This window comes from Chitinophaga sp. CCNWYY40, from assembly GCF_037483205.1.
Lineage (GTDB): Bacteria > Bacteroidota > Bacteroidia > Chitinophagales > Chitinophagaceae > Chitinophaga > Chitinophaga ginsengisegetis.
The window spans coordinates 90,896-105,434 of record NZ_JBBHLF010000007.1; the positions used below are offsets into that span (position 1 = coordinate 90,896).

Consider the following 14,539-nt stretch of genomic DNA (forward strand, 5'->3'; position numbering starts at 1 on the left):
ACTATCCGGTGTAGCCTGGAAAACATTACAATTTTAAACTATGCAGTTTAGCGCATTACAATTAGCTACCATGTTAGATGGTAAGCTGGAGGGAAATCCGGACGTAAAGGTGAGCAACATCGCCAAGATTGAGGAAGCTGGCGAGGGCATGCTCAGTTTCATAGCCAATCCTAAATATGAAGAATTCATATATACCACCAATGCCTCCATTCTGATTGTGAATGAGAGCCTGGTGATTGAGCGTCCGATCAAATCGACCCTGATCCGGGTAAAGGATGCCTATAGCAGCTTTGCGTTGTTATTGGAGCAATACAGGTACCTGACCGGCAATAAGTCTGGTATTCAGCAACCTTCTTACATTCCTGCATCTGTAAAGATGGGGGAAAACGTGTTTGTGGGTGCTTTTGCGTACCTGGGTGAGAACGTGGTGCTGGGCAACAACGTAAAAATATATCCCGGCGTATACCTGGGTGATAATGTGATCGTTAATAACGATTCCATCCTGTACCCGGGCGTAAAAGTATACGATAACTGTATTGTAGGCAGCCGCGTAATGCTGCATGCCGGTTGTGTGATCGGTGGCGATGGCTTTGGCTTTGCCCCTCAGCCGGACGGCTCCTATAAAAAGGTACCCCAGATTGGCAACGTAGTAATCCATGACGACGTGGAAATTGGCGCCAATACTACTATCGACCGGGCTACTATGGGTAGTACGGTGATCCGTAAAGGTGTGAAACTAGATAACCTGATCCAGGTGGCACATAACGTAGACATCGGCATTAACACGGTGATTGCGGCACAAACCGGCGTTTCCGGCAGTACCAAAATCGGCCAGAACTGCGTGATTGGCGGCCAGGTTGGGATGGTAGGTCATATCCACATCGCCGACAACACCAAAATCAATGCACAGAGCGGCTTATCCAAGTCTATTACAGTGCCCAATACCTCTCTCACAGGCTCTCCGGCGTACGATTATAAAAGTTCGCTGAAAAGTCAGGCAATTTTTAGAAATTTGCCGGACCTTGAAAAGCGCGTAAAAGAGCTGGAAGAGATGGTTAAACAACTGCTGCAAGAACGAGCGGGTGTATAAATGATTACTGGTTAAATAGTTACATATTAGTTAGCTTATTATGGAAAATCAACAGTTGCAATACCAGCATACCCTTAAAGGTGAGATCACCTTGTCGGGTATTGGTTTGCATACAGGCGCCTATGTTAATATGACCCTTAAACCGGCAACGCCGGGTCATGGGATTAAATTTCAACGTGTAGACCTGCCGGGACAACCCATCGTGAAAGCAGATGTGGATTATGTAGTAGAAACAACCCGCAGCACTACACTCGAGCACAACGGCGCCAGAGTGAGTACCGTAGAACACATTATGGCTGCTTTGGCAGGAACCGGTGTGGACAACGTGCTGGTGGAACTGGATGGTGGAGAAATTCCTATCATGGACGGAAGCGCCTACGCTTTTATTGAAGCAATTGAAAAAACCGGCCTGCAGAACCAGGATGCCAAAAAAGTATACTATACTATTGATACCAACATCAGTTATTATGATGAGAAGAAAAAGGTAGAAATGGTGGCGATGCCGGCACTGGATTACCGCATTACCTGTCTTATCGACTTCAACTCACCGGTATTGGGTACCCAGCACGCCAAAATGAAGGGTATCGAAGAGTTCAAAACAGAAATTGCGCCCTGCCGTACCTTCTGCTTCCTGCATGAACTGGAATACCAGCTGTCGCTTAACCTGATCAAAGGTGGCGATATCAACAACGCTATTGTGGTGGTAGACAAGCCGGTAACGGAAGATGAGCTGACCCGTTTAGCCAAGGTATTTAACCGGGAAACCATTTCTGTACAGAAAGAAGGTATCCTGAACAATATAGAATTACGTTTCCCGAACGAACCGGCACGTCACAAACTGCTGGATGTGGTAGGTGATCTGGCCCTGATCGGTTACCCGATCAATGCGCATATCATTGCCAACCGTCCCGGACACGCATCGAACGTGGAGTTTGCCCGCGCGATCAAAGCATATATCAAGAAGAACAAACATAATAAAGACGTACCTGTTTACGATCCCAATCAGCCACCTGTATTTGATACGCCGCGTATTGAAAGAACATTGCCGCATCGTTACCCGATGCTGCTGGTAGATAAGATCATTGAACTGGGAGAAGAGAAAGTAGTAGGTATCAAGAACGTTACCTTCAACGAACATTTCTTCCAGGGCCATTTCCCTTCAAACCCTGTAATGCCGGGCGTTCTGCAACTGGAAGCGCTGGCACAGGTAGGCGGTATCCTTGCATTGAACCGTGTACCTGATCCTGAAAACTATGATACCTATTTCCTGAAGATAGATAATTGTAAATTCAAACAGAAAGTAGTTCCGGGCGACACCATGATCCTGAAAATGGAGTTGCTGAGTCCTATCAGAAGAGGGCTTGTGGAAATGCGGGGGACAGTATTCATCGGCAACAAAGTAGCTACTGAAGCCGACATGATAGCACAAATTATAAAAACAAGAGAAGGCAAATAATAGCAATGATCCACCCGCTTACATACATACATCCGGACGCCAAAGTTGCGCCTAATGTAAAAATTGATCCATTCACCGTTATACATAAAAACGTAGAAATCGGTGATGGTACCTGGATAGGTTCCAACGTAACTATTATGGAAGGAGCCCGCATCGGCAAAAACTGCCGTATTTTTCCGGGCGCTGTTATTTCTGCCATCCCCCAGGATTTGAAATTTGCGGGCGAAGAAACTACCGTTGAAATCGGCGACAACACTACTATCCGTGAATATGTGACGATCAACCGCGGTACCAAAGACAAATGGAAAACCAAAATCGGGAATAACTGCCTGATCATGGCATACAGCCACATTGCACACGATTGCGAAGTAGGCAACTACTGCGTATTTTCAAATAATACTACCCTTGCCGGTCATATTACCGTGGGCGACCACGTAGTACTGGCTGGAATGGTAGCCATTCAACAGTTCTGTAAAGTAGGCGATCACGCATTTGTAACCGGTGGTTCCATGGTGCGTAAAGATGTGCCTCCTTTCGTAAAAGCAGCACGCGAACCACTTTCCTATGTGGGCGTAAATTCCGTAGGACTGAAGAGAAGAGGCTTTTCCCTGGAAAAGATCAACTCTATCCTGGACATTTACCGTGTCATCTTTGTAAAAGGTTATAAATTATCAAAAGCCGTGAACATCATCGAAGCAGAATTTCCTGCTACCGATGAAAGAGATGAAATCCTGTCGTTCATCCGTGAATCAGGACGTGGTATCATGAGAGGCTATACTTCCAGAACCAATGACGATATCTCTTAACCAGACAGGTAAGCGTTTTAACTACGACTGGATCTTCCGTCGGGTAACCCTCACCTTTAGTGAAGGCCAACGTTATGCCATACTGGGTCCCAATGGTTCAGGGAAATCCACTTTATTACAGGTAATCAGCGGCGCCATTCAACACAATGAAGGCGCCGTTACCTATAGCACGCCGGAAAAGCCCATCGCTCCCGATGCGTTTTTCCAGTATTGTGCCATCGCTGCTCCTTATCTTGAACTCATCGAAGAGTTTACCCTCACAGAAATCATCCAGTTCCATCAACAGTTCAAAAGCTTCCTGCCGGGGATTACACCCGCCATTGCCATGCAACTGGTAGGACTGGAAAAAGCCGCCAACAAACAACTCCGCAACTTTTCTTCCGGGATGAAACAGCGTATCAAGCTGGCCCTCGCCATACTCTCTGATGTTCCTGTTCTCCTGCTGGACGAACCCTGCACCAACCTCGATGCAGCTGGTATCGCCGTGTACCAGCAACTCATCAATGACTATGGCGGCAACCGCCTTATTATTGTAAGCTCCAACGATGAACAGGAATACTTCATGTGCCGCGAGCATATCCATATCATGGATTATAAATAGATAAAATCAACGGGAATATTATCTTCGTGAAAAGCTAAAAGCTATATGAAGACTGCCAGTAAGAAAGTGATTAATGGCTGGGCAATGTACGATTGGGCCAATTCCGTGTACAACCTCGTTATCACCACTACTTTTTTCCCTATCTATTTTTTAGCGGTTACAGGTGAACACGTTTCCTTTCTCGGGATGAACTTTGTAAACTCCGCATTGTACAATTATTCCATGGCAGCTGCTTACCTGCTGGTAGCCTTTGCCTCTCCTATCCTGTCGTCTATTGCGGATACCAGGGGTAATAAAAAGAATTTCCTGCGCTTCTTTACCATAGTGGGTTCGCTCTCCTGCTGCGCGCTTTACTTCTTCGACGGGGACCATCTCCTGCTGGGCGTAGCCTGCTTTATCCTTTCAACTATCGGGTATTGCGGCGGACTGGTATTTTACAACTCCTACCTGCCTGAAATTGCAGCGCCGGAAGACAGGGACCGGATCAGTGCCCGGGGTTACAGCCTGGGTTATGTAGGCAGCGTGATTTTACAACTGCTGGGCTTTGGCCTGGTGGTGCTGGGACCCAAAATGGGCATGGGTAAAAGTCAGCCGGTACAGCTTACCTTCCTGCTGGTAGGTATCTGGTGGTTTGGCTTTGCACAGATCACGTTTGCCCGCCTGCCAAAAAGCATCGCTACCGCAACCAAACATACCGGCAGCGCATTCACAGAAGGATTTACAGAATTGCGGAAAGTATATGCCCAGGTAAAACAACTGCCTGTACTGAAAAGATTCCTGCGTGGATTTTTCTTTTACAGCATGGGTGTACAAACCGTGATGATGGCGGCTACTATTTTTGGTGGTAAAGTATTAAAGCTCCCTGATGAAATGCTGATCGTTACCGTAGTAATTATCCAGATTGTGGCTATTGCCGGTGCCTGGAGCATGGCCCGGCTTTCTACCCGGTTTGGTAATCTACGTGTATTGATTGCCGTTGTAATATTCTGGATAGGCATCTGTATTGCCGGATACAAAATGCAGACAGCTATGCATTTTTATTTACTGGCCACTGCGGTGGGACTGGTAATGGGTGGTATCCAATCCCTCAGCCGTTCTACCTATGCCAAGCTGATGCCCGAAACAGAAGATACCACCTCCTTCTTCAGTTATTATGATGTTACCGAAAAACTGTCCATAGTAATTGGTATGTTTTCGTTTGCCTATATAGATGACCTTACCGAAGACATGCGGAATTCCGTGCTGGCGCTGGTGGTGTTTTTTGTGATCGGGCTGATATGGATCATTTCTGCCCTGCGCAAACAAAAGCAGCTGGCTGTAGAGAATTAGGTATCTTTCAAAGCAGAACTACCCGATAAAATTCAAGGATAATGAAATTATACACCATTGAAACAGGATTCTTTAAACTGGACGGCGGCGCTATGTTTGGCGTAGTGCCCAAAACCATCTGGAATAAACTGAATCCTGCAGATGAAAACAATTTATGCAGCTGGGCCATGCGTTGCCTGCTGATTGAAGACGGCAACCGCCTTATCCTGGTAGACAATGGCATTGGCGATAAACAGGATGCGAAATTCTTTAGTCATTATTACCTGCATGGAGATGCCACCCTGGATAAATCACTGGCGGCACATGGCTTCCACCGGAACGATATCACCGATATGTTCCTCACCCACCTGCACTTTGATCACTGTGGCGGCAGCATTATCCGCCAGGGCGACCAGCTGGCGCCGGCCTTCAAAAATGCTACCTACTGGAGCAATGAAGATCACTGGAAATGGGCTACACAACCCAACGACCGGGAGAAGGCATCTTTCCTGAAAGAAAATATCCTGCCTATCCAGGAAAGCGGTCAGCTGAAATTTATTAATCACCTGGAAGGCGTAAACCTTACGGATAATATTTCCATCCGGTTTGCCAACGGGCACACCGATGCCATGATGCTGCCACAGATCAGCTATAAGGGTAAAACCATTATTTACATGGCCGACCTGTTGCCATCCACCGGTCATATTCCCCTGCCCTATGTAATGGCGTATGATATGTTTCCGCTGAAAACATTGCAGGAAAAGAAAAGCTTTTTACAGGAAGCAGTAGATAAAGAATATATTCTTTATTTCGAGCACGACCCGGTAAATGAATGTTGTGTACTGCAACAAACTGAAAAAGGCATCCGGGCGGGTGAAACTTTTTCACTCAGCAGTATTTAAATTACTGTCAGTCTGTCACTATTATTGCTGCTGCATTATATTTGATAGATACAGTGCATGGCTATACACATAACAACAGATAATAAATTGAAAAAACTGATCGTTGTGGGCGACCGCGTGCTGATAAAGCCAGCTACTCCCCACGAGCGCACCAGCAGTGGATTATACCTGCCTCCCGGGGTTCAGGAAAAGGAAAAGGTTCAACGTGGCTATGTTATTAAAACAGGTCCGGGGTATGCTATCCCTGTACCGGTCGACAGTGACGATGCCTGGAAGCCGGAAGAAGAGAAAGTAAAATATATTCCGTTACAGGTGAAAGAAGGCGACCTGGCTATTTTCCTGCTCAGTGGTTCTACTGAAGTAGTGTACGAAGAAGAAACGTATTATATCGTACCACAGGCCGCTATCCTGATGCTGGAAAGAGAAGAAGATCTGTAGATCATCTTCTGTTATCTTATAAATAAAAAAATCTGCTAACGAATAGCAGATTTTTTTTTGTCTATCATGTATGAAAAAGCAATCTATTCCTTGTATTCCAGTATATCGCCCGGCTGGCATTCCAGTACCCTGCAGATCTCTTCCAGTGTGGAAAACCGGATGGCTTTTGCTTTGCCACTTTTTAGTATACTGAGATTTGCCATCGTAATACCCACCTGCACACTCAGCTCCGTCAGCGACATCTTCCTTTTTGCCAGCATCACGTCCAGATTGACGATTATCCCCATTGCATATTGTTATTTAGATCATTAAATGGTCAACGCCTGTTCTTCCTTCAGGCTTACCGCCCTTTCAAAAACGATGGCCAGCGCCAGGATCACCATAAAGGCCATCAGCAGTTCCCAGGTGGCGCCCAGTACGCTCAGCAGCCGGAAATAAAGCCGGTTGTTATACACCTTTATGCTATCGCCCGCTATCCAGGCAAAAACAATTTTAGTGAGCAGCAATCCCGATAAAACAAACAGGATTCCTTTTACTGCACTGAGATTTTTCCGGGAGATAATATCTTCACTCCCCGCGCCAATCAATAGCCGGAAAAGATACCAGGTCATTACCAGGTACAGTAAACCCAGTATGGTATTTTGAAGAACAGCCGCTTTTAAACCCGGCGTATCAGGGCTGAAACGCGATTGAAAAAAAGCAACACCATTAAAGATCGTGATGTAAACACTGATCAATACAGAAATGAGCAGCACGATTTTCAACGGAAGAAGATACTTACTGATTTTCATGTTACGCCCTGTTTAATACACCAAAGGTATTTTGATTTTATCGAAAAGCAAAATAAATTTATCGTTTATCAATAATTAATGATCGATAAACGGTACGTAAGCGCCGGTAATAATTTGAAGCTCAACCGCTTGTTGCTTTTTATTATCTTCATAAAAAAAATTACGTCATGGCCAATCAGGATGCATTTCTGGAATATATCAAAAGCGGCTATACTTTTAAAGGCGAGCATTTCAAGCTGGGTTGTGCCATGCTGAACGGTGAAGTAGTAACCGGGGCGGATGTTCTTCTACCGCTTAAAACGCTTAACCGGCATGGTTTGATCGCCGGCGCCACGGGTACCGGTAAAACCAAAACCCTGCAGGTGATCGCCGAAGGACTCAGCGATGCCAGCGTACCGGTATTATTAATGGACATTAAAGGGGATCTCAGCGGCATTGCTGCTGCGGGCAGCGACAATCCAAAGATTGCGGAACGTTATCAGAAAATAGGTGGCAGCTGGAGCCCCGCAGCCTATCCATCGGAACTGTTATCCCTCAGCCAGGAAAAGGGCGTACGCCTGCGGGCTACCGTCAGCGAATTTGGCCCCATCCTCCTGTCGAAGATCCTGGAGCTGAACGATACACAGGCCGGCCTCGTAGCTATGCTCTTCAAGTATTGCGACGATAACAAACTGCCGTTACTGGATCTGAAAGACTTTAAAAAAGTATTGCAATTTGCCGGTGATGAAGGCAAAGCAGAGCTGGAAAAAGATTATGGAAAGATCTCCACCACCTCTACCGGCACAATACTGCGTAAAGTAATTGAACTGGAACAACAGGGCGCTGAACTGTTTTTTGGAGAGAAATCTTTTGAAGTAGATGACCTGATGCGGATCAGCGACGATGGCCGTGGTATCATATCCATACTGCGTGTAAACGATATACAGGATCGGCCGAAACTGTTTTCCACCTTCATGCTCAGCCTGCTGGCAGAATTATACGCCACACTTCCGGAAGAAGGCGACCTGGATAAACCAAAGCTGGTGATGTTCATTGATGAGGCGCATCTTATTTTTAATGAGGCCAGCGACGCTTTACTGAAACAGATAGACACCATCATAAAACTGATCCGTTCAAAAGGTGTAGGCATTTTCTTCTGTACTCAAAACCCGATGGATGTACCTCCTTCTGTGCTGGGACAGCTGGGTCTTAAAGTACAGCATGCCCTGCGTGCCTTTACCGCCAACGACCGTAAAACAATCAAGCAAACTGCGGAGAATTACCCGTTATCAGATTTCTATAAAACAGATGAGTTGCTTACCCAAATAGGTATTGGCGAAGCGCTCGTTACCTGCTTAAATGAAAAAGGTGTTCCTACCCCGCTTGCCGCTACCATGCTGGTATCGCCACGGTCGCGTATGGATGTATTAACACCGGCGGAAATTGACGGACTCGTAAATAATTCCAAGCTGGTAAAGAAATACGGGGAGGAAATTGACAGCGAAAGCGCCTATGAAATCCTCACCGCCAAGCTGCAGGAAGCAGCTGATAAAACCGCAGCTACGGAAGCAGCGCCTAAATCTTCCGGAAAACAAAAACAGGAAAAGGGCGTTCTTGAGCAGGTGATGGATAGCTCTGTAGCCCGCCAGGTAGGCCGTACCGCCGCCAACATCATCACCCGCAGCTTACTGGGCGCGCTGGGCCTGGGTGGAAAAAGCAGTAAAAGTAAAAGCTGGTTTTAATTATGCAACGATAGCCATACGCTATCAGTTTACATCAATATATCAAAAGTATGAGTAGAATTATTAAAACGGGCGTATGCTCGTACGGCATGTCTGGACAGATATTTCATGCCCCGTTCCTGCACGTAAACCCGGGATTTGAATTTACAGCGGTAGTGGAAAGAAGTAAAAACCTGGCGCAGCAACGCTACCCTAACGTTAAAGTATACACGAGCGTGGAGGATATGCTGGCAGACAAAGGCCTGGAACTGATCGTAGTAAACACCCCCAACTACACACACTTCGATTTTGTAAAAGCCGCACTGGAAGCAGGAAAGAATGTTATTGTGGAAAAGCCTTTCACTGTACATGCAAAAGAAGGTGAAACACTTGCAGCCTTAGCGGCTGAGAAAGGTTTACTGCTCAGCGTTTACCACAACCGCCGTTACGACAGCGACTATAAAGTAGTAAAAGAAGTGCTTCAATCCGGCCAGCTGGGTGATGTACTGGAAGCAGAAATACATTACGACCGTTTCAAGGAAGAGCTGAGTTATAAAAAACATAAAGAACTGGGAGGCCCCGGTACCGGCGCCTTATACGACCTGGGTTCCCACCTGATTGACCAGGCCATTACCCTGTTTGGCATGCCAAAACGTGTATGGGCCGACATCCGTGTAATCCGCCGCGATTCTGTTGTAGATGATTATTTTGAACTGGTGCTGTACTATGATAACCTGCGGGCGCGTGTAAAATGCAACTACCTGGTGCGTGAAGCCCTGCCTGCTTACCAGCTGCATGGCCGCATTGGCTCCTTCATCAAAACCAAATCCGATATACAGGAAGCTCAACTGCAAAGAGGGCTTTTCCCCAACAGCCCCGACTGGGGCGCAGAACAGCCACATGAATGGGGTTTACTGCACACGGAGATTGATGGTAAAGTAGTAAAGAAATATGTTCCGGGTACTAACGGTAATTACATGGACTACTACCAGGGCATTTATGAAGCATTGGTGAATAAAGCCGCTAACCCGGTACCGGCGCAGGATGCCATTAAAGTGATCAAAGTGATTGAAGCTGCTTTTGAAAGCAGTAAAGAAGGCAAAGTGATTGATCTTTAACATAGATGTTGTCTTTCTCAGGGTAATCCTGGGAAAGACAACCTTCGCTCTACCGCGTGCAGGAAAGCCGCCCGGCCTCATCTCGCACTACAATGCCCTCTTCATTCAGGAACTGCAGCACTTCCATCAGGTCACTTCTTTTTACATCGGGCAGTTTGTTTTGCAGCATATTGAACAGCAGCGGTTCTTCTTTCAGCATGGTAATAACGTGATCGGATATACGCTTAAACCCCGCCGCATCCATTGGCTGTGATTTCTTTTTTAAACAGATATCGCACACGCCGCATGGTGTGGAATCCTTCTCCCCGAAATAGGCCACCAGTTGCTGTGTACGGCACATATCACGGTTACGCACATACGCAAACATGGCGGCGAGCCTGTCGGCATAAACCTTTTTACGCACTTCCACCCTGGCCATATTGATGCGCAGGTTTTGCGCGGACACCCGCTCCTGCAGGAAGCATAGCTGGGGTTCGTCGCGGCGTGGCTGATAGTGCAGGATGCCGTATTGATGCAGCTGGTGCAGCTGTGCAGCAATGTCGTCATCTTCCATCAGCATGATGCGGCCTATCTGCCGTTCATAAATTGGTACCGCATTATCGAAGATGCCTTCGTAGGTACGCAATAATGTTTTGATAATTTCTTCCAATGCCGGGTACGCGTTTTCAAACTCGTACAGGGATTCTTTATTGGTAACAAATTCTGCCCGGGAAGGGAGGAATACGCTTTCGCTGAGCTGCAGCACGCCTTCCTGTTCCAGCAGGCGCACAGCGCTATAAGCAATGGTGAGGTTCAGGTGAAAGGTGCGGGCAAAATCGTTGATATCAAAATCGAAATACATGCCTTCTGCGCTGCCCACCGGCACCTGGAGATAGTTAACGATGCCCTGGTATACTTCACGGATCTGCTCCAGTGTGGGAAACTGCAACGCAATTCGTTCGTGCATATCCGTTAGTTCCTCTTCATTATAGAGCAACACGGCATATGCTTTTTGTTCGTCCCTGCCGGCGCGGCCCGCCTCCTGGTAGTAAGCTTCCAGGCCGTCGGGCATATCGTAGTGCACCACTATGCGTACATCCGGTTTATCGATCCCCATGCCAAAGGCATTGGTACAAACCATGATGCGTGTTTCATTATTGATCCAGGCTTCCTGCCGGGCGGCCCTTTCTGCCTGTGGCAAACCGGCATGGTAATAACTGGCAGGGATACCCTGTAATTCCAGCAGGGAAGCAATTTCTTTGGTGCGTTTACGGTTACGGCAATAAACGATGCCGCAGCCGGGTACGCGGTCCAGTATATGTTTTACCTTATCAATTTTAGTGGATTCTTCCAGCACACTGTAAGAGAGGTTGGAGCGGGCAAAGCTTTTGGTAAAAACTCTGGCGTCCTTCATCAGCAGCTTTTCACAGATATCTGTTTGCACCCGTGGCGTGGCCGAAGCCGTGAGCGCCAGTACCGGCGCTTCCGGGAAGAAGCTGCGGATATCTGCGATCTGCAGGTATGCCGGGCGGAAATCGTATCCCCACTGGGAAATACAATGCGCTTCATCAATAGCCAGCAGGTTTACCGGGAGGCCATCACAATAGGTTTGAAAAAGTTTGCTTTGTAATCTTTCGGGAGATACATATAAAAACTTGCATCCACCGCGGCGGGCGGCTTCCAGGACTCTTTCCACTTCCTGGTAAGGCATACCGGAATAGATAGCATAAGCGGTGATCCCTCTTTTTTTGAGATTGGCCACCTGGTCTTTCATCAATGCAATGAGCGGGGTAATCACCAGGCATAGCCCTGGCTTCATCATGGCCGGCACCTGGAAACAAATGGACTTACCACCACCTGTGGGCAGCAGGGCCAGTGTATCCTGTCCTTCCAGTACAGCATTCACGATATCTTCCTGTAACGGGCGAAACTGTTCGTATCCCCAGTATTGCTGTAATATGGCTACGGGCGTACTCAAATAAAAATTTAATGGTTAATGCGAAGATACGCGATTAGAGCGGATGTTGTCTTACTCAGGATTACGCTGATTTAACTGATTATATTTTCTTAAATGATTTTGGGAGATATAAGCGGGTATATTCGCCTATATCTCCCAAAATCATTTAAAATCCCAAAAGTCAAATCCCTAAATCAATAAAATCAGCGTAACCCTGAGTAAGACAAAATACGCTTAGATCACATTTTTATACCGCAACCGGATGGAGTTCACAGCCAGCACCACATCGGAGAGGCCCATCACACCGGCGCCCACAATAGGGTTCAGGAACCCGAGGGCGGCTACCGGTATCGCCACTACGTTATAAATAAATGCCCAGAAAAGATTTTGTTTGATGGTGAGATAGGTGTGTTTTCCCAGTCCCAGCGCCAGTGGCAGCGAGCCGAGGTTGTTATTGAGCAATACAACGTTGGCGCTTTGCATGGCCACCTGGGTGGCGTCGCTGAGGGAGATACCAATGGTAGCTTTAGCCAGTGCAGGCGCATCATTGATACCATCGCCCACCATAGCGGTAGGTGCGGTTTTCATGAGGGCGTCTATCTTCTGTAGTTTTTGTTCGGGCGATTGTTCTGCATATACTTCAGTAATACCCAGTTTGGCGGCCAGTTCCCGGCACTTGCGGGTGGTGTCGCCACTCAGTAAAATGGATTTGATACCGGATTGCTGCAGTTGTATAATCACCTGGGCGGCTTCGGGCCGTATTTCATCTGTAAAATCGATCCAGCCTGCCAGCAGCCCGTTCTTCAGGAGATACAGGTTATGGCTGTCATCTTCCGTTATACCATCTGCCATACGGAAAGAGCCTAATTGCCACTGGTTGCCTGCTTTATCGCTGGCACGCATACCAAGACCTTTATGTTCGCGTACCTGCTGCAGCGGCACTTCTCCGGCAGATTTCCAGAGCGAGGCAATAGAGCGGGCAATAGGATGGGAAGAATATTTTTCAAGACTGTAAACTACCTGTTTAAAATCTTCTTCCGGCATATCAAAAAAGCGGTATTCGCCCAGTTGTAACTTCCCGGTAGTGAGGGTGCCTGTCTTATCAAAAACTACCTGCCGGATATTCTTAAACATTTCCAGGGTATGGCCTCCTTTGATAAGGATCCCGTTGCGCGCGGCGCGGCCAAGTCCTACCATCACGGCAGCTGGTGTGGCCAGTCCCATTGCACAGGGGCAGGAAATAACCAATACGGCTACACTGCGCATCATGGCGGTGGCCAATGTAGTATGGCCGATGAAATACCATCCGAGGAAGGTAACCAGGGCTATGCCGAGTACCAGCGGCACAAATATGGCGCTGATACGGTCGGCCAGTTTCTGCATGGGTGGCTTATCGGACTGCGCCTGTTTTACCAGTTCTATGATGTAAGACAGCACGGTGTCTTTACCCGTAGCCGTAATATATACTTTGATGCTGCCATCTTCCAGTATGGTACCACCGATTACTTTGTCCTTTTCTTTTTTGCTGACAGGGGCGCTTTCGCCGGTGATCATAGATTCGTTGGCATGGCCGCTGCCCCAGTAGATGGTACCGTCCATTGGTATTTTATCGCCGGTATTTACCAGTACACAGTCGCCCGTGCGCAGGGTGCGGTTATCCACTTCGTGAATATGTTCGTGACCGTGGTCGGTGTTAATGAGCCTGGCAGTGGTGATTTGTAAATGGGCTAGTTCTGCGATAGCGGAAGTAGTTTGTTTCACGGACCTTTCCTCCAGCATATTTCCCAGGAATACCAGGGTGATAATGGCTGCCGTGGTTTCGTAGAACATATAATCCGGGTTGCCGTATACTACGGTTCCTACAAAGCTGTATACAAAGGCTGCGGTGGCGCCCAGCGATACCAGCACGTCCATATTGGCCATGCGGTTGATGATGGAGCGTACCGCGCTGCGGCCGAAATGCCACATTCCCACAAGGTATACCGGCAAGGTAAGCCAGAACTGCACCCAGGGATGATGTAACCAGGCCCAGCTAACCCACATATGCAACAGCAGGGGCAGCGTAAATATGAGACAAAAAATAAATTTGAATGTAAGGGTGGTATATATTTTCTTCTCTGCGGGTTTATCTTCCGGCATTACCACGCGATATCCCATCTGGGTAATACCGTTGAGTATTTCCGTTGAGTTGGCGCCTTCCGGTGCGGTGAAACTCACTTCTTCTGTGGCAAAGCTGACGTTAACGTCCTGCATTCCTTTTTTCTCCAGGTATTTGGAAACACCGAGCGCACAACTGGTGCAATGCATTCCTTCCACCTTGCAATTAATAGCTGTCATCTGACATCTTTCCTCCTTATACAAAGTTAGCAGCGGATGAAATAGACAGGTAAAAT

At 47.4% G+C, this 14,539-nt stretch carries 13 protein-coding genes; 9 read left to right on the forward strand and 4 right to left on the reverse strand.

Going from position 1 to position 14,539, the window contains the following annotated elements:
• The first annotated feature begins 40 nt into the window (after positions 1-40).
• Genes lpxD through V7S65_RS25980 form a run of 7 tightly spaced genes read left to right on the forward strand, consistent with a single transcriptional unit; the run spans position 41 to position 6,601 of the window.
• Entirely contained in the window at positions 41-1,090 is a 1,050-nt protein-coding gene (lpxD, locus tag V7S65_RS25950) for a UDP-3-O-(3-hydroxymyristoyl)glucosamine N-acyltransferase (RefSeq protein ID WP_079473567.1), read from the forward strand.
• A gap of 40 nt (positions 1,091-1,130) precedes the next feature.
• Positions 1,131-2,546 (forward strand): bifunctional UDP-3-O-[3-hydroxymyristoyl] N-acetylglucosamine deacetylase/3-hydroxyacyl-ACP dehydratase, encoded by a 1,416-nt coding sequence (locus V7S65_RS25955; protein WP_079473566.1) that lies wholly within the window; start codon positions 1,131-1,133, stop codon positions 2,544-2,546.
• Between the two features lie 5 nt (positions 2,547-2,551).
• The gene (lpxA, locus tag V7S65_RS25960; protein WP_079473565.1) at positions 2,552-3,352 is read left to right on the forward strand and encodes an acyl-ACP--UDP-N-acetylglucosamine O-acyltransferase; all 801 of its coding nucleotides are present in this window, start codon (positions 2,552-2,554) and stop codon (positions 3,350-3,352) included.
• Complete coding sequence (locus V7S65_RS25965; protein ID WP_079473564.1) at positions 3,336-3,953, forward strand: ABC transporter ATP-binding protein; 618 nt, start codon at positions 3,336-3,338, stop codon at positions 3,951-3,953. The genes lpxA and V7S65_RS25965 overlap by 17 nt, the downstream gene beginning before the upstream one ends.
• Before the next feature lie 45 nt (positions 3,954-3,998).
• Positions 3,999-5,282: an MFS transporter gene (locus tag V7S65_RS25970; RefSeq protein WP_336389040.1), complete on the forward strand. Its 1,284-nt coding sequence runs from the start codon at positions 3,999-4,001 to the stop codon at positions 5,280-5,282.
• A gap of 41 nt (positions 5,283-5,323) precedes the next feature.
• Positions 5,324-6,163, forward strand: coding sequence for an MBL fold metallo-hydrolase (locus V7S65_RS25975; RefSeq protein ID WP_336389039.1), 840 nt, complete (start codon positions 5,324-5,326; stop codon positions 6,161-6,163).
• Between the two features lie 57 nt (positions 6,164-6,220).
• The gene (locus tag V7S65_RS25980) at positions 6,221-6,601 is read left to right on the forward strand and encodes a co-chaperone GroES (protein WP_235016102.1); all 381 of its coding nucleotides are present in this window, start codon (positions 6,221-6,223) and stop codon (positions 6,599-6,601) included.
• 83 nt (positions 6,602-6,684) lie between these two features.
• Here V7S65_RS25980 and V7S65_RS25985 read toward each other — a convergent pair whose 3' ends face one another.
• Entirely contained in the window at positions 6,685-6,888 is a 204-nt protein-coding gene (locus tag V7S65_RS25985) for a helix-turn-helix domain-containing protein (protein WP_079473561.1), read from the reverse strand.
• Between the two features lie 21 nt (positions 6,889-6,909).
• Positions 6,910-7,392, reverse strand: a complete 483-nt coding sequence (locus tag V7S65_RS25990; RefSeq protein WP_079473560.1) for a DUF2975 domain-containing protein — start codon at positions 7,390-7,392, stop codon at positions 6,910-6,912.
• Positions 7,393-7,559: 167 nt separating this feature from the next.
• Here V7S65_RS25990 and V7S65_RS25995 point away from each other — a divergent pair, with 167 nt between their 5' ends.
• Both V7S65_RS25995 and V7S65_RS26000 read left to right on the forward strand, forming a co-directional pair.
• Entirely contained in the window at positions 7,560-9,113 is a 1,554-nt protein-coding gene (locus tag V7S65_RS25995) for a helicase HerA-like domain-containing protein (protein WP_079473559.1), read from the forward strand.
• Between the two features lie 50 nt (positions 9,114-9,163).
• Positions 9,164-10,210: a Gfo/Idh/MocA family oxidoreductase gene (locus V7S65_RS26000; RefSeq protein WP_336389038.1), complete on the forward strand. Its 1,047-nt coding sequence runs from the start codon at positions 9,164-9,166 to the stop codon at positions 10,208-10,210.
• A gap of 49 nt (positions 10,211-10,259) precedes the next feature.
• Here V7S65_RS26000 and V7S65_RS26005 read toward each other — a convergent pair whose 3' ends face one another.
• Together V7S65_RS26005 and V7S65_RS26010 are read right to left on the reverse strand one after the other, a co-directional pair.
• Positions 10,260-12,167: a RecQ family ATP-dependent DNA helicase gene (locus tag V7S65_RS26005; RefSeq protein WP_079473557.1), complete on the reverse strand. Its 1,908-nt coding sequence runs from the start codon at positions 12,165-12,167 to the stop codon at positions 10,260-10,262.
• A gap of 213 nt (positions 12,168-12,380) precedes the next feature.
• Positions 12,381-14,483, reverse strand: a complete 2,103-nt coding sequence (locus tag V7S65_RS26010; RefSeq protein ID WP_336389037.1) for a heavy metal translocating P-type ATPase — start codon at positions 14,481-14,483, stop codon at positions 12,381-12,383.
• Positions 14,484-14,539 lie beyond the last annotated feature (56 nt).

Coding starts and splice junctions, on each gene's coding strand:
- V7S65_RS25995 (WP_079473559.1), top strand. CDS start 7,560: ATGGCCAATCAGGATGCATTTCTGGAATATATCAAAAGCGGCTATACT.
- V7S65_RS25970 (WP_336389040.1), top strand. CDS start 3,999: ATGAAGACTGCCAGTAAGAAAGTGATTAATGGCTGGGCAATGTACGAT.
- V7S65_RS25985 (WP_079473561.1), bottom strand. CDS start 6,888: ATGGGGATAATCGTCAATCTGGACGTGATGCTGGCAAAAAGGAAGATG.
- V7S65_RS26010 (WP_336389037.1), bottom strand. CDS start 14,483: ATGACAGCTATTAATTGCAAGGTGGAAGGAATGCATTGCACCAGTTGT.
- lpxD (WP_079473567.1), top strand. CDS start 41: ATGCAGTTTAGCGCATTACAATTAGCTACCATGTTAGATGGTAAGCTG.
- V7S65_RS25965 (WP_079473564.1), top strand. CDS start 3,336: ATGACGATATCTCTTAACCAGACAGGTAAGCGTTTTAACTACGACTGG.
- V7S65_RS25980 (WP_235016102.1), top strand. CDS start 6,221: ATGGCTATACACATAACAACAGATAATAAATTGAAAAAACTGATCGTT.
- V7S65_RS25975 (WP_336389039.1), top strand. CDS start 5,324: ATGAAATTATACACCATTGAAACAGGATTCTTTAAACTGGACGGCGGC.
- V7S65_RS26000 (WP_336389038.1), top strand. CDS start 9,164: ATGAGTAGAATTATTAAAACGGGCGTATGCTCGTACGGCATGTCTGGA.
- V7S65_RS25955 (WP_079473566.1), top strand. CDS start 1,131: ATGGAAAATCAACAGTTGCAATACCAGCATACCCTTAAAGGTGAGATC.
- lpxA (WP_079473565.1), top strand. CDS start 2,552: ATGATCCACCCGCTTACATACATACATCCGGACGCCAAAGTTGCGCCT.
- V7S65_RS25990 (WP_079473560.1), bottom strand. CDS start 7,392: ATGAAAATCAGTAAGTATCTTCTTCCGTTGAAAATCGTGCTGCTCATT.